Source organism: Sphingobium rhizovicinum (genome assembly GCF_042647625.1).
Classification (GTDB): Bacteria; Pseudomonadota; Alphaproteobacteria; order Sphingomonadales; family Sphingomonadaceae; genus Sphingobium; species Sphingobium rhizovicinum.
Window position 1 is genome coordinate 805,640 of record NZ_JBHRVU010000004.1, and the last position, 26,202, is coordinate 831,841.

Here is a 26,202-nt window from a genome sequence, read left to right on the forward strand (position 1 = left end):
CTGATGGGAGGTCGGGTGGGGGTGTGGGCCGGTGCGGATGCGCCGGAGGCGCACTTCCAAACAGGCTCTTAAGCCAGTTCCGGCTCTTTTGCCGGGGCGAGCGCGGCGATGTCGCTTGATGTGGCGGTGCGGGCCAGCGTCACCAGCGACTGAACGGCGAGCGCGGTGAAGGCGGGCATCTTGTCCGCCCAGGGCTTGCCATGGCCCAGGAAGGGGGTGGCCCCCTCCATCGTCGCGCTGATGAACAGGGCGACGGTGCGCACATCTTCTTCCGACAGGGCCGGATTGATGGCGGCGACATAATCGCCGATCACGCCATGCACCCGCTCGTAAAAGGCGCGGACGCGGTCGGCGACGAACTCATTATGATTGGCCAGCGCCCACAGTTCGGTGAAGAGGTGGGTGGTGCGTTTGGAACCAATATCGTCCAGGCACAGGATGATGACCAGCTTCAGCCGTTCTTCGGCGGTCAGGCCCGGCTTGCGCACGACATCGTCGAGCATCTTGCCATAGCTGTCGACCAGCTCGTCCAGAAGCACCTGGATCAGCATTTCCTTGCGGGGAAAATGATAGCTGACATTGCCCACCTTCATGTCGCAGCGCGCGGCGATGCGGCGGATAGTAAAGGCATCCGCCCCCTCGTCAATCAGCACGTCCAGCGCCGCCTTCAAAATGGCGGAAACCGTTTCGGTGCCTCTGGCATAGATGCCGGGACGGGAAGGGGCGAGTATCTGCGTCATTTGACTTATTGGGCGGTGTATCACTCCTTTCTGGCGGTGGCCAGCAAAGATGGCGGCGGGGATGGCGGGTTTCCCTCAGTCCTTCGTTGTTCAGTCCCCAAAGAGTTTGAATTCGGCCAGGCGCGTGGCCTTGCCCGCCGGCTGGGTGAAGAGCAGCCGGACCTTGCTGGCCTGAATCTGCGGCCAGCGCACATCGGTCACGCCATTGGCGACCGGACTGTCCATTGGCGCGGCGATGTCGCGCCAGTCGCCGTCGATCCATGCTTGCAGGCGATAGCTTTGCGGCACGGCGAAACCCTTGTTGTCGGCGAAGAAGGCGAGTTCGGCGCGGGCAAGCGCGGTGGGCTTGCCCAGATCGATCGCATAATATTGCTGCGATGCCGCCGGGGTGGGCGCCGAAGACCAGCCATTGGGCAGTTCGGGGAAGAACCAGACGCGGCCGTCGATCGCATCATGCACATTTTCCGGCGCGTCGTTGCTGGAGGCGGAGCCGATCGGGAACTGGCCGCGCACCAGCTGCACCGCCAGATTGATCGGACGGGCGATGGCGGGCGTGGCTGCGCGCGCGACGGGAACTTCGATGCGGCCGAGCGTGTCGCGCCGGGCGACTTCGCCGCCGTCAACCTCGATCGAAAGCCCCTTGCCGCGCCGGTAGTGGCGGCCGTCCGCATCCCATGTCACCGCGACCTTATGGCCATGATAGGGAATGTCCTGCGCGCGGAACCAGGGCAGGGTCTGGCTGTCGCCAGTGTTGGGCAGCAGCGGGTTCACTTCCAGCACATCATCGGCGCGGGGGCGGATGCCGACCAGGCCGGTCAGGATCAGATCGTTGAAGCCGGAATGGAAATAATGATGGCTGCGGTCGAGGCCGACGATCGGCCTGCCGGTTTCAGGGTGATAATCCTCTTCGATATCCAGTCGCCGATCCTTGCCGCTGCCCTGATAATGAAGCGCGGCATATTGGCGCAGCAGGCGCATATAGGCGCTGCGGGTGACGGGGCCGTCGGCTTTATAATGGTCCAGCAGATTGGCCATGGCGTGCAGCACCTGCGTCGTCTGATAGGGCCAGATCGGGCCGTTCCACTGGCATTCGGGCGCTTCGCCCAGATAGCGATATTGGCGCATATAATATTCGTAATTCGCCTCGACCGTGCGCATCCCCGCTTTCCCGGCGAGCGAGGCGGGGTCGAGCAGATGCGCCCATGCCGCCGTATATTTCGCATCGTCGGGGACGAGGTTGAACATCCACGGCAGATAGCCGACCAGTTCGCGATTGCGGATCGGATCCCAGTAATTGACGAACTCATTCTTCCGCGACTGGTGGCGGTCGATGAAATGGGTGAGCTTGTCGCTCCACAGGTCGGTCAGGACGCGCTGCTTGAGGGCGTCGGCGCGGGCGGCATAGTCGGCCGCCATGGCCTTGTTGCCGGCCATCTCCGCCATTTTGGAGAGGGCGCGGGCATTGGCGAACATATAGCTGTTGACCGAGGGGCGGAAGGCGTCGCCGCCCCGAAACCCGTCCTTGCCGCCCGAAGCGTCGATCGAGGAGACGGTATATTCGGTCGCGTCGAGCAACGGCTCCACGAAATAGAGGCCCTTGTCGAAGTCGTACTTGTCGTCCCACAGCCGGTAGATGTGGTTCATGACCGGCAGATGCTTCACCGCGTCCGCGCGATCGCCATCGACCAGATAACGGCCCCAGACGCTGTCGGCCATATGATCGGTGAAGTGCCGATCATTGCCGCCGCTGCCATACATGAAGTTGATATAATCGTCGGCGAAGCGCCGATCGTTGAGCCAGCGCCCTTCGCCGATATGGAAGCCGCTGGCGTCGTTCAGGCTGGCATAGGGATGGCGTTGCCAGTCGACATCGTCGAAAAATTCGGTGGTGATATAGCCTTCCGCGCCCAGATCGCGCTGATGCCCGCGATAGACCTGCCAGCGATAATAATAGACGGCGTCGATGGTCGGATCGGCGGATTCGAAGAAGGGGATGCGATCGCGATACCAGGGCGCGTCATTGCCGAAGCGCTGGGTGGCGATGGCGGCCGTGTCCATCAAAGGCTGGTCCGCAGCAGGGGCAGGAGAGGCGGCGCCGATCCCGGCAAAGGCTGCCCCAGCCAGCAGCAGCATGGTGATCGCGCGCATCATCTTCTCCCTGTAATCCACAAATAAATATGGCGGCCGCAGCGGGACTGGAGAGCATCCCGATACGGCCGCCATGATGATGGGCGCGGCGAGGAGACGCCACGCCCATCGGGCACTCAGTCAAACTTGAAGCGGACGCCCAGAGCAAAGGTCCGGTCGATCAGCAGCGTGCTGGAGTTGAACTGCGTCGGATTGCCAACATCGCCAAACTTGTAATAATTCTGCTGCTTCGCCTTGGTGATGTTCACCGCGTCGAAGGTGATGCCGATGTCTTCGTTCACGTTCAGGGTCAGCTGGAAGTCCAGGCTCTTTTCCGGCGCGCGCCACATGCCGATCGGGTTGGCAAAGGCGCGGGCTTCATTGTTGTTCAGGAAGCCCTTGCGCCAGATATAGGACAGGCGGGCGCCGACCGGGCCTTTATCATAGGCCAGGGTGGCGTTGTAGGACAGCTTCGACACACCGAAGAAGGCGGACTTGGCCGTGCCGGTGATTTCGCCTTCATTGTTGACGACCGGGATCGTCTGTTCGGAATCCAGGATCGTCGCGCTGCCGGTGAAGCCCAGACCATCAAGGAAAGTGGGCAGATAGGACGGGAAGTAAGTCAGACCCAGTTCCAGACCCTTGAGCGTGCCGTTGGAGGCGTTTTCCGGCCGGGTGATGTTGAAATATTCGGTATAGGTTTCGTTGCGCGGCAGATAGTTGTTCGGGATGAACTCGCGCACGGTCAGAGGAACGACCAGGCCGTCGATCTTGCGCTGGAAAGCCGTCGCATAGATGGCGCTGTTGCGTTCGAAATACCATTCGATCGCAAGGTCCATATTTTTCGAATGGGTCGCCCGCAAATTGGGGTTGCCCGAAGAGCCCGTGCCGAAGCCGACGCGCGACAGATCGCCGCCCAGCGCCAGATTGGGGTTGAGGTCGCCGAAGGCCGGACGGCGCAGCGTTTCGCCATAGTTGAAGCGGATGCGCAGATTGTCCGTCAGATTATAGCGTGCGGTGAAGGACGGCAGGAATTTCTGCGAGTTGGTGGCCACGCTGGTCCGGGCGAAATTGGCGCCGCGATCGAAATAATCATAGTCGGTGTCGATCGCCACGAAACGCACGCCGCCCTGAAGCTGGAGCGGGCGGCCGAAGAGTTCCAGTTCGCCATCGGCCACGATGTAGGCGGCCAGATTGGTTTCGTTGATGCCGAACACATGGCCAAAGCTCATCTGGTCGGACAGCAGCAGGCCGGCGGTCGGATAGGCGGCGCGGTAGAGGGCGCGCACGGCGTCCTTGTCCATGCTGCGCGGATCGGCCAGCACCCAGCTGGTCGGAATGTCGGCGCGACCGTCGAAGAAGCCGCTGTTGGTGAAGGGCGTGCCTTCGCTCAGGGCGTCGAGCGTGATGCCCAGACCGCCTGCGCCCTGATCGCGGACATAGCTGTCGGCCTTGCGGGCGTCATAGCGCCAGCCCGCCTTGATGCGACGCAGGAAGCCTTCGTCCCACTTATATTCGCCATCCAGCATCATCGTCAGCGCGCTGCCGGTGTTCTTCGTGCCGCTGTCGAACAGATTGCCAACGGTCCAGGCCGACGCGTCGGTCAGCACCCCCTGATTGCCGAAGCTGTAGGAGGGCAGGCCGCCGCCGCCATTAAAATCGATATTCAGGTCGAGCGGACCGCGATCGGTGCGGATGGCGAAGAAGGAGGTTTCGTTCTTGCTGTCCTGATAGGCGATGTCGGCGGTGATCTTGCCGCGCTCGCCCACGTCCCACTTGGCGTTCAGGGCATAGACATAGCTGTCGGTCTTGTTGGTCGCCATGTCGCCGCTGTTGAAGCCGGCGACTGCGCCCATCTGGCGCGACTTGATGATGTTCGTGCCGTCATAAAGTTCGAAGCTGTTTGCGACGTCGGTGGGCAGATTGCCCCACCAGTCGGCGAAGCTGAAGTGCAGGCTGTTGAAGGTTTCGCCCCGGAAGCCAGTGTAGAACACTTCGGCGGTGTAGACCGAACTGTCATTGGGGGCCCACTGGAGCGCGGCATTGATCGAAGGACGTTCGCGCTTGCCATAGAGGTCGGACGCGATGACGGCGTCACGCGAGAGATAATAGGGCGTTTCAACGCCATTGATATTCAGCGTGGAGCCGGGCGCGGTGGGCAGGCCGGCGTCGAGGCCCGGGGTCCAGTTTTCGTTGGTGGCGCCGGGGAAGATGCGCTGCAACGGGGTCAGGCCCGATCCTTCCGGCGGGGTTTCGGTGGCGAAGGGCACCATGGCGCCGGCCTGAAGATTCTGGTTGCGATAACGGGCCTTGGTGTAGCTGCCGTTGATCAGGAATCCGATGTCGCCGATGCCGGTTTCCCAGCGATTGCTGACGAGCAGGGCGACGTTCGGATTGAACTTGTCGGCCAGTTCCGAATAGACGCCGCGCGCCAGGCCCGAAATGGTGAAGCCGTCAAAGTCGAGCGGACGGCGGGTCTGCACGTCGATCTGACCGGCAAGGCCGGTTTCCAGCTGATCGGCCGAACGGGTTTTGTAGACGTCGATCTGCTTGACGAGGTTCGCCGAAATGTCCTGCAAGGCGAAGGATGTGCCGGCGGCGGTGAAGATGTTGCGGCCGTTGAGGGTGGTCAGCGGATCGGTCAGGCCGCGAATGGTGATGGCGGCGGTTTCGCCACCGGCGCGGTCGGTGACTTGAATGCCGGTGACGCGCTGGAGCGCTTCAACGACATTATTGTCGGGCAGCTTGCCGACGTCTTCCGACACGATCGAATCGACGATCTGGGTGGATTGCTTGCGGACGTTGAGCGCGCCGACGATCGAGGCGCGGACGCCGGTGACGACGATGTCGGCGGCTTCGTCTTCGCCCTGCGGCGCGGTGACGGCTGCATCCTGGGCGTGTGCGGCGCCCGACAGCATGAGCGCGACGATGGAAGCGGAAGCAAGTGCGACCGGCTTGAAAGCCATTTGAATATCCTCCCCTGGGCTGGCGCGGTTACGCCATGCGTGAATTACTCTGACTAATTATTGCTCCGACAAATGAATCGCAAGCGGAAAATTGGGGTGTGGTCCCATGAAATGGGATGCTTGTGATATTTATGCTGCATGTTAGGAAATGTCGGGGATTTCATGATTGAAATCCGGGGTTTTTCTGAAAAAAGGCCGGCCGCACGATGGCGGTCGACCCTTTTCTGCTTTTATATTGTCAGACTTGGGCGGTCAGTCCGCGCGCCAATAGGCCGTCATATCCCGGCTACCGACCAGTTGAACCTGACCGTCGGTCAGCCCCAAAGCCTTGCCAGGGGCGGCAATGGCGACGAAGCGTAGCAGGTCGCTGCCCTTGTCCTGAAACCGCACAAACTGGCTGCGCAACGCGAAGTCCGCATTCTTGCTGTCCTTTTCCAGCGTTACCGATCCGTCCTTCCTGGCGACCAGATAATGGTCGGGCAGCAGAATGGGGGACAGCATCACGCTTTGCTTGCCGGCGCGGCCGGGCGTCTGGCGGAACTGGGTCTGGGCCAGCGTCGGATTGCCGCCGATCAGGCGGGTGCCGTCGTGCGCCAGCAGCGACAGGGGGCTGGCGGCGGAGATGAAGCGTTCGGGCGTCGGGCCATTGCCGACCGGCACGCCGAAATCGGGGGTGCCATCGGCCGTATAATAGAGGCGCTGGACGCGGGTGTGGCGATCGGGATTGAACAGCGGATCGCCCTCAATCGCTTCATAGTCGCGGCCATGATAGACGAGGATGTCGCGGCCCTGTTCGTCCACGGTGAAGCTGTTGTGGCCGGGGCCATAGACGCTGGTGGCTGTATTAGTGACGAAGACTGGCTGGGGCGACTTGGTCCAGCTTTTGGCGTCCAGCAGGTCGGCATTCTCATCCGCCGTCAGCAGGCCCAGGCAATAGCGCGCATCGGTGGCGCTGGCCGAATAGGTCATGAACAGGCGGCCGTTGCGATGCAGGACCGCGGGGGCTTCGGCGACCTTGTAGCCGCGAATTTCCCAGTCGAGGGTGGGGACGGTCAAACGGGTCGCCTTGCCGGCCAGCTTCAGCGGCGATTCCAGCTTGGCGATATAGAGGTTGCTGTTGGTGTCGATGCCCGGTTCGCGCTGCGCCCAGGCGAAATAGCGGACGCCCTTGTGCACGAAGCTGGTGGAATCGAGGTTGAAGCTATCCCAGGGCGCCTGAAATTCGCCCAGCACGCTCCATTTGCCGGTCATCGGATCGGAGCCGTCGCAGACCACGGCATAGGTGCGGATGCGGAACACATCGTCCCCGCCGCCGCTGGGGCCGGCGGCGAAATACATATACCATTTGCCGTCGATCTGGTGGAGTTCGGGCGCCCAGATGAAGCCGGAGCGCGGGCCGCTCGCTTCATGACGCCAGAGCACGGCTTCCTTGGCGGTGGCGAGGCCCGCGATCGTCTTCGACCGGCGCAGGACGAGGCGATCATATTCGGGGACGGAGCCGGTCATGTAATAATAGCCGTCATCATGACGGAAGACCTGCGCATCGGCGCGCTGCTTGACCAGCGGGTTGACGGGCACCGGCGCGGCCGCCTCGGCCGAAGCGGTGCGGGCGATCGCCGGCGCGGCCGAAAGCGCGGCGGCGCTGCCGATAAAGCCACGGCGGGACAGGGTGAAGGGCATCAGAGTCTCTCCGAAATGCGGCGTGAAAAAAATCTAGTCAGACAAATGGATCAATATTCGGCTTGGGGCCAGCCGTCAGCCCCCCAGCGCACCGGCGCGATGCGCAAGGTGGGGGCGCCGTTCGCCTGTTTGTCATAGGCATGGTAGACGACATAGTCCTTGCCGTCCTTATCATGCAGCCAGCCGGCATGGCCGGGGCCGCGAAAGCGCTGCTGTTCCTGAAGATCGGCGCGCAGGAAGATGGTGCCGCCGCCCTCCATCAGGGGGCTGCCATCCTTGCCCAGATAGGGGCCGGTGATGGCCTTCGACCGGCCCATGACGGTGTAGTAGGTGCTGTTCACGCCCTTGCAGCAATAGTCATAGCTGACCATCAGCCAGTAATAGCCGCCATGGTCGATGATGAAGGGCGCCTCCACCGGCGCCGGGCCGCCGGCGGGGGCGGGGCGGCGGGCGATGGAGAAGGGCTTGGCCTGCGGGTCCCTGGGCTTGCCGGTCCTGGGGTCCAGTTCGAACAGCTTGATGCCGGTCCAGAAACTGCCCAGCGTCAGCCAGTGGCGGCCATCGCGGTCGATGATGAAATTGGGGTCGATGGCGTTATAGTCGTCGTCCTTCGTGGACAGGACGACCAGCCCTTCGTCGCGCCAGCCATAATTTTTCGCCTTGGGGTCCAGCGTCGGGCTGGTGGCGAGGCCGATGGCGGAGCGGTTCGATCCGAAGGTCGAGACGGAATAGTAAAGCCGATAGCGGCCGTTCACATAGCTGATGTCGGGCGCCCACATGCCATCGCTGCCGGGGATGGCTTCCTTGGCCCAGTCGGGTAGCGCGGTGAAGATCGGATCGCCCGCCGTCCAGTGGATGAGGTCGGGCGAGCTGCGCGTCTCGATCAGCCGCTTGCCATGGCCGGTGCTGAAGACGTGATAGATGTCGCCTTCGCGGGCGATGACCGGATCATGGGTGGGGACGAGATCGCCGGTCAACTGGCTGTTGAGCGTGGCAGGGGCAGAAGCTGGCTGCGCGATGGCGGGCAGGGCGGCTGCGAACAGGGCCATGCCGGTCAAGGCAGAGATGATCTGTCGGGCCATTATGACCTCTCCATATATAAACGCCGTGCTCCCGCGAAAGCAGGAGCCCAGTTGATAGTGCGGAACTGGACTCCTGCCTTCGCAGGAGCACGTTTTTCCTAAGGGATGGAGCGGGCGGTAATTCCACCCACTGCCCGCTCCAAACAGGTTATTGCAGTTCCAGCACCACCACCGACTTGGCCGGCAGCGTGACGGTCAGCGTGCCGCCGCTGACCTGCGCGCCGGTGAAGGCGACAGGCTTGACGGTTTCAGGCGCGTCGAAACTGTTGAGCGAATTGATCGCCGGCGCGGTCAGGATGCGGCCGCTGACGGTCGCGGCGTTCAGGCCGTCCAGCTTCACCGTCACCGTGTTGGACTGGTTCGGGTCCAGGTTCGACAGGCCGACATGGACCTTGCCATCCTTGCCCTTCACCGCCGAGCCGCTGACGGCCGGCATGGTGAACTGATCCTTGGCATACCAGGGCGACTGGATGTCGATCGGCAGCACCGTCGCATCCTGCCAGGGCTTGTACATTTCGAAGACATGATAGGTGGGCGTGAGCACCATCTTCTTGCCGTCGGTCAGGATCATCGCCTGAAGCACATTCACCATCTGCGCGATCGCGGTCATGCGGACGCGGTCGGCATGCTTGGCGAAGATGTCGAGATGGATCGAGGCGACCAGCGCGTCGCGCAGCGTGTTCTGCTGACGCAGGAAGCCCGGATGGGTGCCCGGATCCTGCGCATACCAGGTGCCCCATTCGTCGACCGCCAGGAACACGCGCTTGGCCGGATCATATTTGTCCATGATCGCGCTATGCTTGGTGATCAACTCGTCCATATGGACGGCGCCGGACAGGATGTTGGCCCAGCCGGATTCGTCGAAATTGGACGGATCGCCGATCGGCGGGAACTGGCTGTTGAGCAGCGTATAATAATGGAGCGAAACGCCATCGAGTTGCGGACCCGCAACGCGCATCATGGTTTCGGTCCAGTTATAGTCGTCGACATTAGCGCCCGCCGCGACCTTCATGATCTTGGTGCCGCGCGGCGCCTTGACGAAGGTGGCGTAGCGACGGGTTTCGTCCGCTGCGAATTCCGGGCGCATATTGCCGCCGCAGCCCCACAATTCGTTACCGATGCCGAAATAGGGGACGGCCCAAGGCTCCTTATGGCCGTTCTTCGCGCGCAACTCCGCCAGGCTGCCGGCGGGGGCGGTCATATATTCGACCCACTCCGCCATTTCCTGTGGCGTGCCGTTGCCCACGTTGCCGGCGATATAGGCTTCCGCGCCGACCTGCCGCAGCAGTTCGAAAAATTCGTGGGTGCCAACGCTGTTGGGTTCGGTCACGCCGCCCCAGTGGGTGTTGACCTTGACCGGGCGGTTCTTTTGCGGGCCGATGCCTTCACGCCAATGATATTCGTCGGCGAAGCAGCCGCCGGGCCAGCGGATGACCGGCACGGACAGATTCTTCAGCGCCGCGATCACATCGTTGCGGAAGCCGTTGGTGTTGGGGATCGACTTGTCGTTGCCCACATAAAGGCCGCCATAGATGCCATTGCCCAGATGCTCGGCAAACTGGGTGAAGACGCGCTTGTCATAGACCGCGCCGGGCTTGTCGGCATGGATGGTGGCGCTGGTCGGCTTGCCGCTGGTGTCGGCATGGGCCGGCAGTCCGGCCAGCGCACTGGCGCAGAGCAGCAATGCAGCGGCGGTGCGGCGCAAGGTTTTTGTCATGTCCGTCCTCTCCCTGTGGATAAAATTGTGAATGAATTTGTGGATAAGTCAGTCGTGAAAGGCGTCCGTCGTCTCTCGCGTGCCGCGCAGGAAGGCGTCGGCGACCAGCCGCAGCGGGCTGGTGTCGACATCCGACCGGCCGCCCCGGATCAGCGTGGCGAAACGGGCATAAAGGCCGGCATATTCGACATCCTCGCCATGTTCGGTGCCGCTGGGCAGGGTCAGCACCGCGCCGCCATGCGACAGTTTGAGCGTCCCCGCGTCGGTTTCAACGACGATGTCCCAGCTTTGCGGGCCGGTCTGGCGCCAGTCGAGGTCCATGTGGATCGGCGCGCCCGCCGTATCGCGGAAGGCGATGTCGGCGGCGATCGGCGCGGCGCGATTTTCCGGCAGCACCAACGTCGCGTCCTTCAGGAAGAAGGGGCGCGGCAATATATGGGTGACGATCGACAGGGCGTTGATGCCCGGATCGAACACGCCAAGGCCGCCGGGCTGCCAGATCCATGCCTGACCCGGATGCCAGACGCGGACATCTTCCCGCCAGATGATCGAGACTTTCTCGATCTTGCGTTCGGCCAGCCATGCGCGCGCCGGGGCGACCCCGGCGGCGAAGCGGCTGTGCCAGGCGGCGAACAGGCTGACGCCGACCTTGTCGGCCTGGCTTTTAAGCGCTTCCACCTCCGCCAGCGTGGCGCCGGGCGGTTTTTCGAGGAAGAGGTGAACGCCCTTCTTCAGCGCCTGCGTCGCCAGATCATAGCGGACCTGCGGCGGGGTGCAGAGCGCGATTGCATCCACCGCCGGCCCTTCGGCGAGCAGCGCGTCCAGACTGGCATGGTGCGGCACGCCGTCCAGACCTGCATCATGCGGGCTGACGGTCGCCGCCAGGCTGAAGGCGCTGTTGCCCCGGATCGCCGGCACATGCTGATCGCGCGCGATCTTGCCTATGCCGACGATCGCGATACGGATCGGGTCCATCTGGATCAGAGCTGCTTGACGGCAACCTGAACGGCGTCAGCGCGCTTCAGGGGATTGCGCACCGGCAGAGTGAAGGGCGCAGCGATGATTTCGAACACGTCGCCTTCCTGCGTTTGAATGCCGTCGCTGAACGACAAGGTGGCGGTGCCGAAGAAGTGGACATGCACGTCGCCGGAGCGGCGGAACAGATCATATTTGAAATGATGATGTTCCAGATTGGCGAAGCTGTGCGACATATTGCCTTCGCCCGACAGGAAGGGCTTTTCCCAGATCACTTCGCCGTCGCGCAGGATGCGGCTGGCGCCTTCGATATGCTCGGGCGGGGTGCCGACCAGCAGTTCCGGGCCAAGCGACGCCTGACGCAGCTTCGAATGGGCGAGCCAGAGATAATTGTGGCGCTCGGTCACATGGTCGCTGAACTCGTTGGCGAGCGCGAGGCCGAGGCGATAGGGGGTGCCGTCTTCGCCGATCAGATAGATGCCGGCCAGTTCCGGTTCCTCGCCGCCATCTTTGGCGAAGGCGGGCATGGTGAGCGGATCGGTCGGGCCGACCAGCTGCGACCCGTCGCCCTTGTAGAACCATTCGGGCTGCTGGCCGGTTTCGCCAGCGGCGGGCTTGCCGCCTTCCAGACCTTCCAGGAACATGCGCATCGAATCGGTCTGCTTTTCAGCGGCGGCGGCTTCGCGATGCATCTTGTCGCGGCCCTCGGCGGAACCCAGGTGGGTCAGGCCGGTGCCGGTGAGCTGCACATGGGCACCATCTTCATGGTCGATCGGCGCGAGCAGCCGGTTCGCCTCAAATTCGGCGGCGATGTCGACGGCATCGCCCTTGCCCGCGGCGTCTACGGCAGCGGACAGGCTGATCTTCTGCGCGATCGCGTGCAGCGCCAGAGCGCGGATGGTGGTGTAGCCCGGCACGAAATGGGCGGCATCGCCCTGCGCGGCGATGACGGCCCGTTCGCCAGAGTCCGAACGATGCTGCAACAGGCGCAATGTCATGAAAATCTCTCCTCCCGCACGCCCGGCCGGGCGTCGTACACATCAAAAGCCGCTTCTCCGCGCGCCAAGAGAGCCATTCCGGGTGGAGCGGCGCGGCGACGGTGAATCTTCTAATTACTCCGACATATTACAGGATGGTGGTAATGGCAATGCTTCTATTGTAGCGAAGGGCATGCCTTTCAGGGGTGAGGCGATAGGAGCGGTGATGGTGAAGGAAAATCCGTCTTTGCAAGATGGTGAGGCGGACAAGGAAGGCAGCGCCAAGGCAGTCCGGGGACCGGGCCGGCGGTTGCACGGCGCGATTGCACACAAGTTGGGCATGGCGATCTTGTCGGGGCAATATCAGCCGGGCGATACGTTGTCGGGCGAAGTGGCCTTTGCCGAGGAACTGGAAGTGTCGCGCAGCGCCTATCGCGAGGCGATACAGGTGCTGACGGCCAAGGGGCTGGTGGAAAGCCGGCCCAAGGCGGGGACGCGCGTGCTGCCGCGCAATCGCTGGAACCTGCTGGACCCCGAAGTGCTGGCCTGGGCCTTCGCCGGGGAGCCGGACGTGCAGTTCGTGCGCGACCTGTTCGAACTGCGCGCCATCGTGGAGCCAGCGGCCGCGCGGCTGGCGGCGCAGCGGCGCGACAAGGATGATCTGAAACTGATGAAGGACGCGCTCGCCGCAATGCGCCGTCACACGCTGGCGACCGAGGCGGGGCGGGCGGCGGACCGCGATTTCCATAATGCGATATTGAACGCGACCCGCAATGACGCCTTGTTGACCCTGACCGCCAGCATCGGCGCGGCGGTCAACTGGACGACGCAATATAAGCAGCGCGCCCGCGCCCTGCCGCGCAATCCGATTCCCGACCATGTCCGCGTCTATGATGCGATCGCGGCCGGCGATCCGGCGGCGGCGGCCGAGGCGATGGGCGTGCTGGTCGATCTGGCGCTGGAGGATACAGCCAGCGCGATGGGGGGATGACGGACCGAAACGGTTTCTGGCTGGCGTGGCGCATATTGTTCAGGTGGAGGTGTGGAGGGGCACGCATCTGCTCCGCGTCTCGGTGTAAATATGTTATGCGCCTTCGGTGCAAAACGGCCAAAAGTGAACATATGCGGCGATGATGTGCTCCTGCGGAAGCAGGAGGCTAGGGGAGCCTGACGCTTCATCGCCCTGGGTTCCTGCCTTCGCAAAAACACGGTTGGGCTAGAACCGGCATGTCGTGTTTTCACCCACATCCGCCATCGGGCCGCTATGCGAGATGGCGCATCCCTGTCGCCGTAGGTGAAGGCGGTCAGGCCGGAGCGCAGCAAAGCAAAAAGGGCCGGAGCGGCATGTCCGCTCCGGCCCTCTTCTGTCTTGGGCTACGCCCTCTGGGTCTTATGCCGCGATCTGCTGATCGGGCAGGGCGTGGGTCGTCTTCGATCCCCACAGGGCGTAGAAGAGGACATAGAGTTCACAGGCGGCGGTCAGCAGGAAGCTGGTCTGAAGGCCATAATGGTCCGCCAGCCAGCCTTGCACCACCACCAGCGCGCCACCGGCGATCGCCATGATCAGCAGGCCCGAACCTTCTTCGGTCAGCGGGCCGAGGCCCTTGATGCCCAGGGTGAAGATGGTCGGGAACATGATCGAGTGGAACAGGCCGACCAGGATCAGCGACCACATGGCGACCGGGCCGGTGGTGAAGACCGTGACCATCATCACGATGAAGGCACCGATCGAGAAGGCGGCGAGGACATGGCCTGCATCGAACTTCTGCATGATCGCCGAGCCGGCGAAGCGACCGACCATCATGCCGCCCCAGAGCAGGGTCAGGTAATTGCCGGCCTGTTCATGCGTCAGATTGGCGATGGTAGGCTGGCTGACGAAGTTGATGAACAGGTTGGCGACGCCGATTTCCGCGATCAGATAGATGAAGATCGCCGGGATGCCGAACACCAGATTGCGGTGCTTCCAGAGCGAATGCTTCTTGCGCTCTTCCTTGTTGTGGCGCTGGGTCGCGTTGCCCATGGCGGGCAGCGGGAAGCGGGCGATGACGATGGCCAGCACCGCCAGAACGACCGCGACGATGACATAGGGCAAGACGACCGACTGGGCGTCGGCCAGACGTTCGGCCTGGCTCAGGACGACTTCACCCTGCGCTGTGCCGCCCTTTGACCGGCCGAGGATCAGATAGGCGCCGAACATCGGGGCCAGCATGGTGCCCGCCGAGTTCATCGCCTGCACCAGATTTAGGCGCGAGGAGGCGGTTTCCGGCTTGCCGACGACGGCGACATAGGGGTTGGCGGCAACCTGAAGCAGGGTGATGCCGCTGGCGATCACGAACAGCATGACCAGCGTCACGCCATAGGAGGGGATCGACGCCGCGACCGTCATGCCCAGCGCACCCGCCGCCATGATGAGCAGGCCGATCACCATCGATTTCTGATAGCCGACCCGTTCGATCAACTTGGCCGACGGGATCGACGCGAAGAAATAGGCGATGAACCAGACCGATTCGATCAGGGTCGTCTGGGTGTAGCTGAGGTCGAACACGCTGCGCAGGTGGGGCAGCAGCGTATTGTTGATGACGGTGATGAAGCCCCACATGAAGAAGAGGCTGGCGAGCAACGCGAGCGCAGGGCCGTAGCGCGTGCCGGGGTTATGCGTTGCGTGCGTCGCAGCGCCAGACGAGATCGGTCCTGCCATTCATCCTTCTCCAAGTGCAGTTCCAGCAGCGGACGTCCCGAACAAGGGTTGCGTCCGCAGAATTTGTCGGAGTATATCCGCCTACACCGCCCGTCAATGGGGGCGGCATGGGAGGATGTCCATGCGAAAGGTTGCATATATGAAAACAGCGTTGTCATACGCATTGGCCTTCACCCTCGCAAGCGGAACGGCGCTGGCGGCGGAAGCCACGCGCGCGCCCGCCGGCACCGCCAATGGCGCGGCGATCGAAACCATCACGCTCAGCAACGGCGCAGGCGTGTCGGCAAAGATCCTGACCTATGGCGCGACGCTCCAGTCGCTGGTCGGCCCCGGCAAGGACGGCAAGAGCGCCGACGTGCTGCTGGGCTATGACGACCTGAAGGACTATGTAGACCATCCCAACTTCTTCGGCGTGACCGTGGGCCGCTACGCCAACCGCATTGCGGGCGGCAAGTTCAGCCTGGATGGCAAAAGCTATCAGCTGCCCCTCAACGACAAGGTCAATTCGCTGCATGGCGGCGGCAAAGGCTTTGACAAGCAGGTGTGGAAGGTCGTGTCCCTGAAGAGCGGTCCCAAGGCCAGCGTCGTGCTGGGCCTGACCAGCCCGGACGGCGAGTCGGGCTATCCCGGCAAGCTGGACGTCACCGTCACCTATACGCTGGATGAAAGCGGCAACCTGGGCATCGCTTTCGACGCGAAGACCGACAAGCCGACCATCGTCAACATGACCAACCATGCGATCTTCGATCTGGGCGGTGAAGGATCGCCCGATGGCGCGATGGGCCATTTGCTGACGATCCCGGCCAAGGCCTATACGCCGGTCGACGCCAACCTGATCCCCACCGGTGAACTGAAGCCGGTCGAAGGCGGCGTGTTCGATTTCCGGTCGCCCCGCCGCATCGCCGACGGGCTGCGCGACGGGCGCGATCCGCAGATCATCGCGGGGCGTGGCTACGACCATAATTTCGCGCTCGACAAGGGGCTGACGAAGGCGCCGGAACTGGCCGCGCGGCTGGAAGATCCGGTGTCGGGCCGCGTGCTGGAAGTGCTGACGACCGAACCGGGCGTGCAATTTTATACCGGCAATTTCCTGGACGGCACCTTCATCGGCAAGGGCAGCCATGTGTATCGCATGGGCGACGGCATTGCGCTGGAGCCGCAGAAATTCCCGGATTCGCCCAATCAGCCAAGCTTCCTGTCGGCCCGTGTCGATCCCGGCAAACCCTATCACCATGAGATGATCTATCGCCTGTCGGTGGCGCGCTGATGGCGGAGTGGCGTCTGATCGAGCGGGATGTCGCGGATACGCTGGGCGAAGGGACGCTCTGGTCGGCGCGCGGCGACGCAGTCTATTGGGTCGATATTCTGGCTCCGGCGCTCAACCGGCTGTCGCTGGATAGCGGCGCGATCGAGCGCTTCGCCATGCCGGAGCCGCTGGGCTGGCTGGCGGAACGCATGGCCGGCGGGTTCATCGGCGGCTTCCAGAGCGGCTTTGCCGAGATCAGCCTCGATCCGCTGACAATCACGCCCTTTGGCGACCCGGAACCGCATTTCCCCGACAGCCGGATGAATGACGGCAAAGTGGACGCGCAGGGGCATATCTGGTGCGGCACGATGGACATGAGCGAGGCGCATGATCGCGGCGCGCTCTATCGTCTGGCGCCGGATCGCAGCTGGACCGTTGTGGACAGCGACTATCGCGTGCCCAACGGCCCCTGTTTCTCGCCCTGCGGCCAGTGGCTTTACCATAGCGATACCGCCAAGAAGCAGATGTACCGCTTCCGCCGCACCGAAACGGGCGCGACCGAACGGGAGCCATTCATCCAGTTTGGCGAGGAGGATGGCTATCCCGACGGCATGACTGTCGACGCGGAAGGGTATATCTGGGTTGCCCATTGGGGCGGCAGCCGGATCAGCCGCTTCACGCCCGAGGGGAAGCTGGACCGCGCCATCGCCATGCCCGCGCGGCAGGTGACGAACATCAGCTTCGCCGGGGCGGAGCTGGACCGCATGTTCGTCAGCTCGGCTACCGTGGGGCTGGATGATCCGACGCCTTATGATGGCGGCTTCTTCGAGGTCGATTGCGGCGTGCGGGGCCTGCCGACCCATCTCTACGCTGGTTGATCCATCGGATATTCGACCTGAAAAGGGCGCGGCCGCAAGGCTGCGCCCTTTCTTTTTGCCGTCGACAACAAAGCAGTTGCACTGATGGCGTGAATCTCTTATTCGGCCAGGACAGCGTTGTCATATCTCTCCAAGTAAGGCGACGCTGCGATCCCGGACGGCCCACTGGCGAACTGCACGCGTCATGGTCGTCCGGGACATTTTTTCCCTACATCATCCCCTTGCCAACGCATCGAGCGCCAGTGCTACCGCGCCCAGCGGACCGGCCTGTTCACCCAATGCGGGCGTGCGGACGATCTGCCCGACGCTTTGAGGCGTGACGAATGGCAGATAGCCGCTCAGTTGCGCCACCAGCTTTGCCCGCACCAGATCCAGCAGGTCGGCGCGGCCCATGCCGACCCCACCGCCGATCAGCACCTGCCGCGCGGCCGTGGTCAGCAGGACTATGCCGACAAGCTGGGCAATATCATGGGCGACATGGTCCCAGCGAGGATCGCGCGGGTCGATCCGGTCGCCCGACACGCCGAACCGCCGGGCCAGCGCGGGGCCACTCACTAAACCTTCGATACAGTCGCCATGGAAGGGGCAGGCCCCGGCAAAATCGTCGCCTGTCGCTCGGCGGATCAGGATGTGGCCTAGTTCGGGGTGCATCGCCCCATGGATGGCTGCGCCATTCAGGGCAAAGCCGCCGCCAAGGCCCGTGCCGATCGTCAGATAGCATAGGCAGTCGGATGGCCTGTCGCCTTCCTGCCCCGCGCCCCAGCGCCATTCCGCCAGCGCCGCGCCATTGACGTCGGTGTCGATCATCGCGGGGCAGGGCAATGCGCCGGCGATCGTGTCATAAATGTCCGCGCCGGTCCATCCGGGTTTTGGCGTGGGCAGCATATGGCCGAAATCGGCGGCGGCCCGGTCCAGTCGCAAAGGCCCGAAGGAAGCGATGCCGAGCGCTGCGAAAGGGGTATCTGTCTGCCAGCGGCGCAATTGCGTGGCGACATGACCCAGCGTTTCATCGGGGCCGGTGGTCGCAATCATGACCCGATCGACGATCTTCCGCCCCTGTGCGCGCAGAACGACGACCTTGGTGCCGCCCAGTTCGACGCCGGCCAGCAGCGGTGGGGTGATGGTGTCAGCGGGATCGGGCATGGTCTTTCCGTCATAGGCAGGCGGTGATCGCGACGCCAGCATCTTGGCCGACAAGATGGTTGCGGGAACGTCCGGGATGCGCCAGACTTGTACCCAGATGCGCAAAACCGACCCAATGAGCCTCGCCTTTGATTGCTGGAGCCTCGGACTGGAGTCCTGTTCCGTCATCGGCATGCGCCTGCCCAGGCTGATGACCGGCGATCCGGCCGCCATGCGCGAAGCCCAGCGCATGGTCAGCGAAAAGGTGGAGGCGGCCGCCAGCCTGCAATGGAAATTGATGACCGGGACGTTGGGGACGACGGCCCCCAGCGTCCTGGGCGCATCCGTAGCGCATTATCGCAAAGTGGTGCGCCAGAATCACCGACGTTTGCGGGGATAGGGCGCTTGCGGGGGTAGGGCGTTGGTGCTTTATTTCCGGCGTAAGCGCCGGACGAGCGACACGCCCAGAAAGCCGCCGCCCACGACCGCCGCGATTGCTCCCCCCGCTGACGCCAGCGCCCAGGCACCGGCCGCCAGCAGGCCGGTCAGAAAATCGACGATGATCAGGGTCAGGTGGATCATATCTGGAACAAGACGCCGTTACTGGCCAAGTTCCTTGGCTTCCTGATATTTCAGTTCCAGAAAGCGGTTCTGCGTCGCCAGCTTGTCGAGATCGCCGCTCGCCAGAGTCTCGGTCATGCGGGCGATTTCGGCATCGATCACGTTCAGCCCCTCTACCAGCTGCTTTTCCGGCACGCGGCCATTGCGTTCCTCGCGCCGCAGCGGTTCGGGGATGGATTGATAGCCCGTCACCAGTTCGGGCAGATGATCTGACAGCAGACGACGAATTTCCTGCGCGGCGGGTTCCTGCTCGCCAAGGCGCTCCAGCTGTGGCGCCAGCGTTTCGAGTCGCACGCCGATGCTGTCGACCAGCGTGATGGCCGGGGCGGGCAGCGCCTTGCGCTGATTTTCCAGCCAGATTTCGGTCTTGAGCGGCAGGGCGGCAATATCGGTCTGGGCCAGTGCCTCGGTGCGCACCGGGCTTTCGCCGGGGATGAATGCAATCAGCAGCAGGGCGGCGATGATGACGCCCAGCACGATCATGACCCCGGTCACGCCCAGCGGCAGGATGAAACCCGCCACCGCGCTGCCCAGCAGGATCGCCAGCACCGCCCAGAAGGCATATTTGACCTTGCGCATGAGGCCCGCATTGCGCCGCTGCCGCGCGCGCGTGGACAGGCTGCGTCCGCGATCGCTGTGGCGGCGCAGCACCGCTTCGGCATCGGCCAATACGCGGTCGGAGCGGCTCATCGCGCGGACACTCCCACATCCGTTCGGTTCGAGCCTGTCGAGAACCCTCGCGCAACAGTTCTCGACAGGTCCGAACGGAACGGGAAGGGGAATGCGAAGGCCATAATCACCCCTCGATCGCGCTCAGCAGGGGATTGTCCGCGCGCACTTCCTTGGCGGCCTGCGCCTGTCCTTCGGCGCGGGCGATATAGCCCTTCGACTTTTCGACTTCGCCCGACAGCGTGTTCACCGTCGTCTTCATATTTTCCAGCGCCTTCATCTTGAACGTGTCGATGCTGTCCATCGTGTCGTAGATATTCTGGAAAGCGCGCTGGAGCGTTTCGACCGGGATGGTGCTGGACGCGGCCTGTTCGTGGATCTGCGCGGTCTGGCTTTTCAGCAATTCGCCGGTGCGGTCGATCATGTTCGCGGTCGTCGTGTTGAGCGCGCTGATCTGTTCCAGCACCAGCCGTTGCCCGGCCAGCGCCTGCGCCACCGTCACCGCCGTTCGCAGCGCCGCGACGGTGGTGGTGCTGGCGCGGTCCACGCCCTTTACCAGTTCGACATTATTCTTCTTCACCAGATCCAGCGCCAGATAGCCCTGCACCGTCACCGCCATCTGCGTCAGCAAATCCTGCGTGCGCTGACGAATGTAGAAGAGCGCGCTTTCACGGATCGCCTTGGCCTTGGCCGGATCGGTCGAATCCAGTTCCAGCGCCTTGTCCTCAAGGCGCGCGTCCATCGTCTTGCTGATATGGATCATCTGTTCCAGACGACCCATGGTCTGCCACATATTCTGGCGTTCCACGTCGATCGCGGCATTATCCTTGATCAGCACATCCTTGCCGCTGGCCAGCGATCCCAGGATCGAATTGATATGGCCCTGCGCGCTTTTATAGCCGTCGAAATAGTCGCGCATCCTGTTGCCGAAGGGGATGATGCCGAACAGCTTCTTGGGCGCCAACAGGTTGCCGCGCTTGCCGGGATCGAGATCCTCTACCGTGCGGCGCAACTCAGCGAGGTCGGCGCCGACCTTCGTGTCGCTGTCCATTGCGCGGACGGGGCGATCGAGGAAGCGGTTGGAGTGACCGGCGGCCTCGGCAATTTCCTTGCGGCCCATATTGGTCAACTGGTCGACCCGCTGCCCGAATTCGGGCGAATTGGCGTCCTGCGCGACCAGATCGGCGACGAAGGCGTCGACCTTCTCATCCAGCTTGGAGCGCTTTTCCGTGTCGATGGGGACGAGGCCGGCCGCCTTTTCGGGCGCGACTACGGGCACCGGATCGGGCGGCGTGAGGTTCAGCGTGTCAGCGGTAGCGGTCGGCGCGGTCGAAGCCATGTCATCTCCCAGAAGCCAAATGTCGGCCCTTCACTGTCATATGTATATAGAACAGTCGGGCTGCAAGTCTGTCCTGCCGCTATAAAGCCTCCGCCCGCGCCATTGCAATCGCTCCGCGCCCGGTTAGCATGGCGCAACAGGCAAAGGAGAGCGGATGGCCCGGACGGATGAGGATGCGCTGGTCGCGGCGGTGGCGGCCGATCCGCGCTATCAGGCGCTGGTGGCGCGGCGCGCGCGGCTGGGCTGGTGGCTGTCGGCGATCATCTTTGGCGCGTTCGTCGCCTATCTGCTGCTGATCGCGTTCGACAAGGCTTTGCTGGGCGCGCCGATCGGGGCGGGGGTGACGTCGATCGGCATCCCGATCGGGCTTGGTCTGATCCTGCTCGCGATTGCGCTGACCGGCCTCTATGTCGCCCATGCCAACCGCCATCATGATGCGCAGATGGCGCAAATCCTGAAGGATCATGGCGCATGAGGGCGCTGATCGGGCTGATCGCTCTGTTGCCCGCGCCTGCCTTCGCCGCCGCGCTGGAGGGGGAGGCGCAGCGACAGCCGACCAACTGGGTGGCGATCGCCATGTTCGTGGCGTTCGTCGGGCTGACGCTGTGGATCACCAAGGCGGCGGCCGCGCGCACCCGCACCGCGTCGGATTTCTACACGGCGGGCGGCGGGATCAGCGGGTTCCAGAATGGCCTCGCCATGGCGGGCGACTATATGTCCGCCGCCTCTTTCCTCGGCATATCGGCGCAGATTTTCAACGATGGCTATGACGGCCTGATCTACTCCACCGGCTTTCTGGTGGGCTGGCCGATCCTGCTGTTCCTGATGGCAGAGCGGCTGCGCAATCTCGGCCGTTTCACCTTCGCCGACGTCGCCTCCTACCGTTTCGCCCAGCCGCCGGTGCGCAGCTTCGCGGCGGTCAGTACGCTGCTGGTCGTCAGCTTCTACCTGATCGCGCAGATGGTGGGGGCGGGGCAGCTTATCAAATTGCTCTTCGGCCTGCCCTATGCGCTGGCGGTGGTGATCGTCGGCGGGCTGATGATGCTTTACGTGCTGTTCGGCGGCATGCGCGCGACGACATGGGTGCAGATCATCAAGGCGGTGCTGCTGCTCGGCGGAGCCAGCTTCATGGCGCTGATGGTGCTGGCGCAATTCGGCTTTTCGCTGGAGACGCTCTTTGCCCGCGCGGTCGAAGTGAAGACGCAGGCCGCGCTGGCAGATGGCGCGAACGCGATCGAGGCGGCGGAACGGGGCCATTCCATCATGGCGCCGGGCAATTTCATCAAAGACCCGGTATCGGCCATCTCCTTCGGCCTGGCGCTGATGCTCGGCACTGCGGGCCTGCCGCATATATTGATGCGCTTCTTCACCGTCCCGGACGCGAAGGAGGCGCGCAAGTCCGTCCTCTGGGCAACCGGCTGGATCGGCTATTTCTACATCCTGACCTTCATCATCGGCTTCGGCGCGATCGTGCTGGTGGGGACGGATGCGGGCTATCTGGACGGGCAGGGTGCCTTGCGCGGCGGCGGCAATATGGCGGCGATCCACCTCGCCCATGCGATCGGCGGCAATGCGTTTCTCGGCTTCATTTCGGCCGTGGCATTCGCAACCATCCTGGCGGTCGTGGCGGGGCTGACGCTGTCGGCCGCGTCGGCGGTCAGCCATGATCTTTATGCGACCGTGTTCAAACGGGGGCAGGCTAGTTCCGCCGACGAACTGCGCGTGTCGCGGCTGACGACGCTGGCGCTGGGTGCGCTGGCGGTGCTGCTGGGGCTGGTGTTCGAAAAGCAGAATGTCGCCTTCATGGTCAGTCTGGCCTTCGCGCTGGCCGCGTCGGGCAATTTCCCAGTGCTGATCCTGTCGCTGCTGTGGAGTGGCTGCACCACGCGCGGCGCGGCCTGGGGCGGGACGATCGGGCTGCTGACGGCCTTCGTGCTGACATTGCTGTCGCCGGCGGTGTGGACCACCACTTTCGGGCTTGGCGCGGCGCCCTTCCCCTATAGTTCGGCGGCGATCTTCTCTGTTCCCGCCGGTTTCATCGCCATCTGGCTGATCTCGCGGCTGGATCGCTCCCCGCGCGCGGCTGTGGATAAAGCGGGCTATCCGGCGCAGCGGGTGCGGGCGGAAACCGGCATCGGGGCCTTTGCGGCCAGCGATCACTGAAGCATTTTGAAGTCATCTGGAACAGATGACGGCTCGTAAAATGCGGAAAGCAAAAGGCAAAAAGGGCGGTGTCACCACCGCCCTTTTTATATCAGCGTGCGCCTTCCGCGTAATAGCGCTCCATATCCAGCCGCATCTGATGCAGCGCTTCCGGGTTCAGATAGACCATGTGGCCCGCCGGATAATATTTGAACTGGAGGTTCTGGCGCAGCTGCGGCTCCAGCATCATGTGCTTCAAATCCCGCTCGGTCGAGAAGAAGGGTGTGGCCATGTCATACCAGCCGTTCAGGGACAGCACGCGCATATGCGGATTGGTGCGCATCGCGGCGCTAAGGTCGGCGGTCACATCCGCGACATTCTGCTTGCCGCCTTCGGGGGGCGAATGGCTCCAGTCCCATTTGAAGTCGCCGCCCTCGCGCGCGCTCAGGCGATAGTCGAGGTCGGTCTTATAACCGATCTTGTTGGTCAACTGGTCGAGGAAGCTGCCGACATAGAGGCCGGTGATGCCGGTGCTGGACGGGTCAAATTCCGGTTCCTCGCCCGCTGCGTCGGCATCAATGCCCTTGTAGCGGCTGTCGAAGCGGCCAATCGTCTCATGCCCGTCGCGCAGCAATTCCTTGCGGAAGCGGGACAGGCTGACGCGCAGATTGGCGCGCTTGAGATAATCGACCGACAGGCCGGTGAAGCGGCTCAATTGCTGGGCGATCTGATCCGTCTCTTCCGCGCTGAGGTCCGATCCCTTCAGCAGCGCCGTGGCATAGGGACCATTGGCGAAGACGCGGGCTTCCTCGACAAAGGCTTCCAGGCTGGCAGGACGGCCGCCGGGCACGCGGTTATGATACCAGGCGGTCGCGGCGTAGCTGGGCAGATAGCCGACATGGATCGCATCGAAACCCGACTGGCGGATGCCGTAATTCATGATCGACGACAGCAGCACCACGCCGTTCAGCGCCAGCCCGCGATCCTCCAGCTGATAGGCGAGCGCGCCCGACCGGGTCGTGCCATAGCTTTCGCCGAAAATATATTTGGGCGACGCCCAACGGCCATTCTTCGTCGTGTAGCGGATGATAGCTTTGGCAAAGGCGTCCACATCGCCATCGACGCTGTAGAAGTCGGACGGCTTGGCGTCGCCCAGGATGCGCGAATAGCCCGACCCGATCGTGTCGAGGAACACCATGTCGGTGCTGCCAATCAGGCTGTCATTATTGGGGCCGACATCGAAGGGGGCGGGCCTGACCGCTTCGGGATTGGTGGTGCGGACATGTTCGGGCGCGAAACTGCCCATGCGCAGCCACAATGACGAGGAGCCGGGGCCGCCATTATAGAAGAAGGTGACGGGGCGGCTTTTACCTTGCGCCGTATAGGCGGTGTAGAACATGCTGGCGACCGGCTTGCCCTGCGCGTCGCGGATGGTGAGCGTGCCGGCGGTCTGGGTGTAGGGGATCGCCTTGCCATCGACATGGGCGGTGCCCTTGCTGCTTTGCGTCACTTCCTCGACCGGCGCGCTGGCCCAGTTGGCCGCGACCTCTCCGGCGATCTTGTCTGCATGTTGCTTGGCGGTATCGGGCGCCTCCTTCTGCGCGAGGGCCGGGGCGGCGAGGGCGAGAAGGGAGGCGAAAGCGAGGGTGGCGGGCAACCGCATTTGGGAAGGCTCCTTGCAGGGATATGGTATATTATTGGCGACGGCGCGCACCATAGAAGGGGTGAGCCGTGGGGCAAGGGGCAATTGTGCTTTTGTAAAGCAGGGGCAATTCTGGTGGGTGTTTACGGCCCGGATGCAGCGAAGCCGTGTTCCTGCGCAGGCAGGAACCCAGGGCAATGAAGTGCTCCGCCGCCCTAGGCTCCTGCTTTCGCAGGAGCACAGCACGGGCAAAAACCGCAATAGGCCTTCAGCCCCGCCGCAACCCCTCGATCACCGCAGCCACATCATCGTCGCTATTATAGATATGCGGGGAGAAGCGGATGGCGCCGCCTTCCAGTTTCGATGCGGCGGTGGCGATCTTCGCCTGCCATAGGTTCGCGCGCAGGGCGGTCACGTCCTTGCCGGGGAAGGCGACGGTGATGACCGGGCCGGTGATCGCCGCCGCGCCGCTGCCGAAGAGGCGGGTGCCGGAAACGTCCGCGATTGCCTGCCGCATGGAGGCGGCGCGCTGGCGCACGGCCTGATCCATCGCCGCGTCGCCCACGCCGTCCAGCACGTCCAGCGTCGCGGCGACCGCCATCAGCTTGGGATCGTCGCGCTGGCCCGAAATCTCATATTTCTGGGCGGTGTTCAGGTTTGCCGGGTCGGTCAGCCAATAGCCATGGCTCATCATGATCGGCTGGAGTTCGGCCTGCCGTTCCTGCTTCACATAGAGCATGCCGCCTTCCAGCGGTCCCATCAGCCATTTATGCGTGCTGCCCGAATAGCTGTCCACGCCCAGCGCGGCGAGGTCCAGTTGCATCCAGCCGAAGGTCTGCGCGCCGTCGACATGCAGCCAGATATTCTTCGCCTTCGCCAGCTTCGCGATTTCGGCCACCGGATAGATGATGCCGGTGATATTGCTCATGTGAGAGAGGAAGATCGCCTTCGTATTCGGCGTCACGGCGGCGGCGATGCTGTCGAACAGGTCCTGCGACGATTTGGCGTCGACGGGCACGGGTACGACATGCAGGTCCAGCCCCTCGCGCTCCGCCCGCAATTTCCAGCTATCCCAGGTGGACGGATGATTATGGTCGGTCAGGATGATGCGGTCGCCGGCCTTCAGCGCCAGTCCGCGCACGGCGACGGTGTTGGCTTCGCTCGAATTGCGGACCAGAGCGATTTCCTGCGCCGTGACGTTCAGCCTTTTGGCGATTCGGGCGCGCAGGGCGTCGGCCGCCTTGGGATAAAGCGCGCGCCGTTCGACCGACGGGTCCATCTGGAAGGCGCGGGTTTCGCTTTCATGTACTGCCGCCACGCTGCGGAAGGTCGGCGCGATATTGGCGGCGTTGAAATAGCGGATCGCCGGGTCGAGCAGCATCGCGTCGCGCAGCGCAGGCTTGCCCGCCGCGCTCAGCATGCCGGGCGTCAACGCCATGGGGGCAGCGATGGCGGCGGCCTGCATCAGGGTGCGGCGGCTGATCAGCGGACTGTCGGTCATGCATGTCTCCTTTTCGGGCAAGAGGATGGACGGATCGGGCCGGGCGATCCACCATATGCCTGCCGCGCCAACCGCCGCCC

The 26,202-nt window shown here is 63.5% G+C and carries 21 protein-coding genes; 6 read left to right on the forward strand and 15 right to left on the reverse strand.

From position 1 onward, the window contains the following. Positions 1-68: 68 nt before the first annotated feature. The 8 genes from ACFOKF_RS05310 to araD1 form a co-directional block, all read right to left on the reverse strand. On the reverse strand, positions 69-740 hold the full coding sequence (locus ACFOKF_RS05310; protein WP_298395067.1) for a TetR/AcrR family transcriptional regulator: 672 nt from the start codon (positions 738-740) through the stop codon (positions 69-71). 90 nt (positions 741-830) lie between these two features. Then, complete coding sequence (locus tag ACFOKF_RS05315) at positions 831-2,891, reverse strand: MGH1-like glycoside hydrolase domain-containing protein (RefSeq protein WP_380793766.1); 2,061 nt, start codon at positions 2,889-2,891, stop codon at positions 831-833. 113 nt (positions 2,892-3,004) lie between these two features. Further along, positions 3,005-5,833: a TonB-dependent receptor gene (locus ACFOKF_RS05320; protein ID WP_380793768.1), complete on the reverse strand. Its 2,829-nt coding sequence runs from the start codon at positions 5,831-5,833 to the stop codon at positions 3,005-3,007. 252 nt (positions 5,834-6,085) lie between these two features. Continuing rightward, complete coding sequence (locus ACFOKF_RS05325; RefSeq protein ID WP_380793770.1) at positions 6,086-7,513, reverse strand: family 43 glycosylhydrolase; 1,428 nt, start codon at positions 7,511-7,513, stop codon at positions 6,086-6,088. Between the two features lie 50 nt (positions 7,514-7,563). Then, positions 7,564-8,595 (reverse strand): arabinan endo-1,5-alpha-L-arabinosidase, encoded by a 1,032-nt coding sequence (locus ACFOKF_RS05330; RefSeq protein WP_380793772.1) that lies wholly within the window; start codon positions 8,593-8,595, stop codon positions 7,564-7,566. A gap of 148 nt (positions 8,596-8,743) precedes the next feature. Continuing rightward, positions 8,744-10,312, reverse strand: coding sequence for an alpha-N-arabinofuranosidase (locus ACFOKF_RS05335; protein WP_380793774.1), 1,569 nt, complete (start codon positions 10,310-10,312; stop codon positions 8,744-8,746). A gap of 48 nt (positions 10,313-10,360) precedes the next feature. Continuing rightward, entirely contained in the window at positions 10,361-11,287 is a 927-nt protein-coding gene (locus ACFOKF_RS05340) for a Gfo/Idh/MocA family protein (RefSeq protein WP_380793775.1), read from the reverse strand. 5 nt (positions 11,288-11,292) lie between these two features. Continuing rightward, complete coding sequence (gene araD1, locus ACFOKF_RS05345; RefSeq protein ID WP_380793777.1) at positions 11,293-12,285, reverse strand: AraD1 family protein; 993 nt, start codon at positions 12,283-12,285, stop codon at positions 11,293-11,295. Positions 12,286-12,490: 205 nt separating this feature from the next. On the opposite strand from araD1, the gene ACFOKF_RS05350 reads away from it, so the two are divergent. After that, entirely contained in the window at positions 12,491-13,255 is a 765-nt protein-coding gene (locus ACFOKF_RS05350; RefSeq protein WP_380793779.1) for a FadR/GntR family transcriptional regulator, read from the forward strand. A gap of 399 nt (positions 13,256-13,654) precedes the next feature. On the opposite strand, the gene ACFOKF_RS05355 is transcribed toward ACFOKF_RS05350, so the two are convergent. Continuing rightward, positions 13,655-14,962: a sugar MFS transporter gene (locus ACFOKF_RS05355; protein ID WP_380793781.1), complete on the reverse strand. Its 1,308-nt coding sequence runs from the start codon at positions 14,960-14,962 to the stop codon at positions 13,655-13,657. Positions 14,963-15,083: 121 nt separating this feature from the next. Here ACFOKF_RS05355 and ACFOKF_RS05360 point away from each other — a divergent pair, with 121 nt between their 5' ends. After that, the gene (locus ACFOKF_RS05360; RefSeq protein ID WP_380793783.1) at positions 15,084-16,229 is read left to right on the forward strand and encodes an aldose epimerase family protein; all 1,146 of its coding nucleotides are present in this window, start codon (positions 15,084-15,086) and stop codon (positions 16,227-16,229) included. After that, entirely contained in the window at positions 16,229-17,086 is an 858-nt protein-coding gene (locus ACFOKF_RS05365; protein WP_380793785.1) for an SMP-30/gluconolactonase/LRE family protein, read from the forward strand. The genes ACFOKF_RS05360 and ACFOKF_RS05365 overlap by 1 nt, the downstream gene beginning before the upstream one ends. 213 nt (positions 17,087-17,299) lie before the next feature. Here ACFOKF_RS05365 and ACFOKF_RS05370 read toward each other — a convergent pair whose 3' ends face one another. Further along, entirely contained in the window at positions 17,300-18,229 is a 930-nt protein-coding gene (locus ACFOKF_RS05370; protein WP_380797671.1) for an ROK family protein, read from the reverse strand. A gap of 115 nt (positions 18,230-18,344) precedes the next feature. On the opposite strand from ACFOKF_RS05370, the gene ACFOKF_RS05375 reads away from it, so the two are divergent. Then, positions 18,345-18,608: a hypothetical protein gene (locus ACFOKF_RS05375; RefSeq protein WP_380793787.1), complete on the forward strand. Its 264-nt coding sequence runs from the start codon at positions 18,345-18,347 to the stop codon at positions 18,606-18,608. Positions 18,609-18,637: 29 nt separating this feature from the next. Here ACFOKF_RS05375 and ACFOKF_RS05380 read toward each other — a convergent pair whose 3' ends face one another. From ACFOKF_RS05380 to ACFOKF_RS05390, 3 genes are all read right to left on the reverse strand, one after another. Further along, positions 18,638-18,790, reverse strand: coding sequence for a hypothetical protein (locus ACFOKF_RS05380; RefSeq protein ID WP_380793788.1), 153 nt, complete (start codon positions 18,788-18,790; stop codon positions 18,638-18,640). A gap of 18 nt (positions 18,791-18,808) precedes the next feature. Then, positions 18,809-19,519, reverse strand: coding sequence for a hypothetical protein (locus ACFOKF_RS05385; RefSeq protein WP_380793790.1), 711 nt, complete (start codon positions 19,517-19,519; stop codon positions 18,809-18,811). Positions 19,520-19,625: 106 nt separating this feature from the next. Continuing rightward, entirely contained in the window at positions 19,626-20,837 is a 1,212-nt protein-coding gene (locus ACFOKF_RS05390) for a toxic anion resistance protein (protein WP_380793792.1), read from the reverse strand. Between the two features lie 154 nt (positions 20,838-20,991). On the opposite strand from ACFOKF_RS05390, the gene ACFOKF_RS05395 reads away from it, so the two are divergent. Together ACFOKF_RS05395 and ACFOKF_RS05400 are read left to right on the forward strand one after the other, a co-directional pair. Then, the gene (locus ACFOKF_RS05395; protein ID WP_380793794.1) at positions 20,992-21,312 is read left to right on the forward strand and encodes a DUF485 domain-containing protein; all 321 of its coding nucleotides are present in this window, start codon (positions 20,992-20,994) and stop codon (positions 21,310-21,312) included. Then, positions 21,309-23,000: a cation acetate symporter gene (locus tag ACFOKF_RS05400; protein ID WP_380793796.1), complete on the forward strand. Its 1,692-nt coding sequence runs from the start codon at positions 21,309-21,311 to the stop codon at positions 22,998-23,000. Before ACFOKF_RS05395 ends, ACFOKF_RS05400 begins: the two co-directional genes overlap by 4 nt. Positions 23,001-23,091: 91 nt before the next feature. On the opposite strand, the gene ACFOKF_RS05405 is transcribed toward ACFOKF_RS05400, so the two are convergent. Then, entirely contained in the window at positions 23,092-24,642 is a 1,551-nt protein-coding gene (locus tag ACFOKF_RS05405; protein WP_380793797.1) for a S10 family peptidase, read from the reverse strand. A gap of 247 nt (positions 24,643-24,889) precedes the next feature. Next, positions 24,890-26,122: an aminotransferase class V-fold PLP-dependent enzyme gene (locus ACFOKF_RS05410; RefSeq protein ID WP_380793799.1), complete on the reverse strand. Its 1,233-nt coding sequence runs from the start codon at positions 26,120-26,122 to the stop codon at positions 24,890-24,892. Positions 26,123-26,202 lie beyond the last annotated feature (80 nt).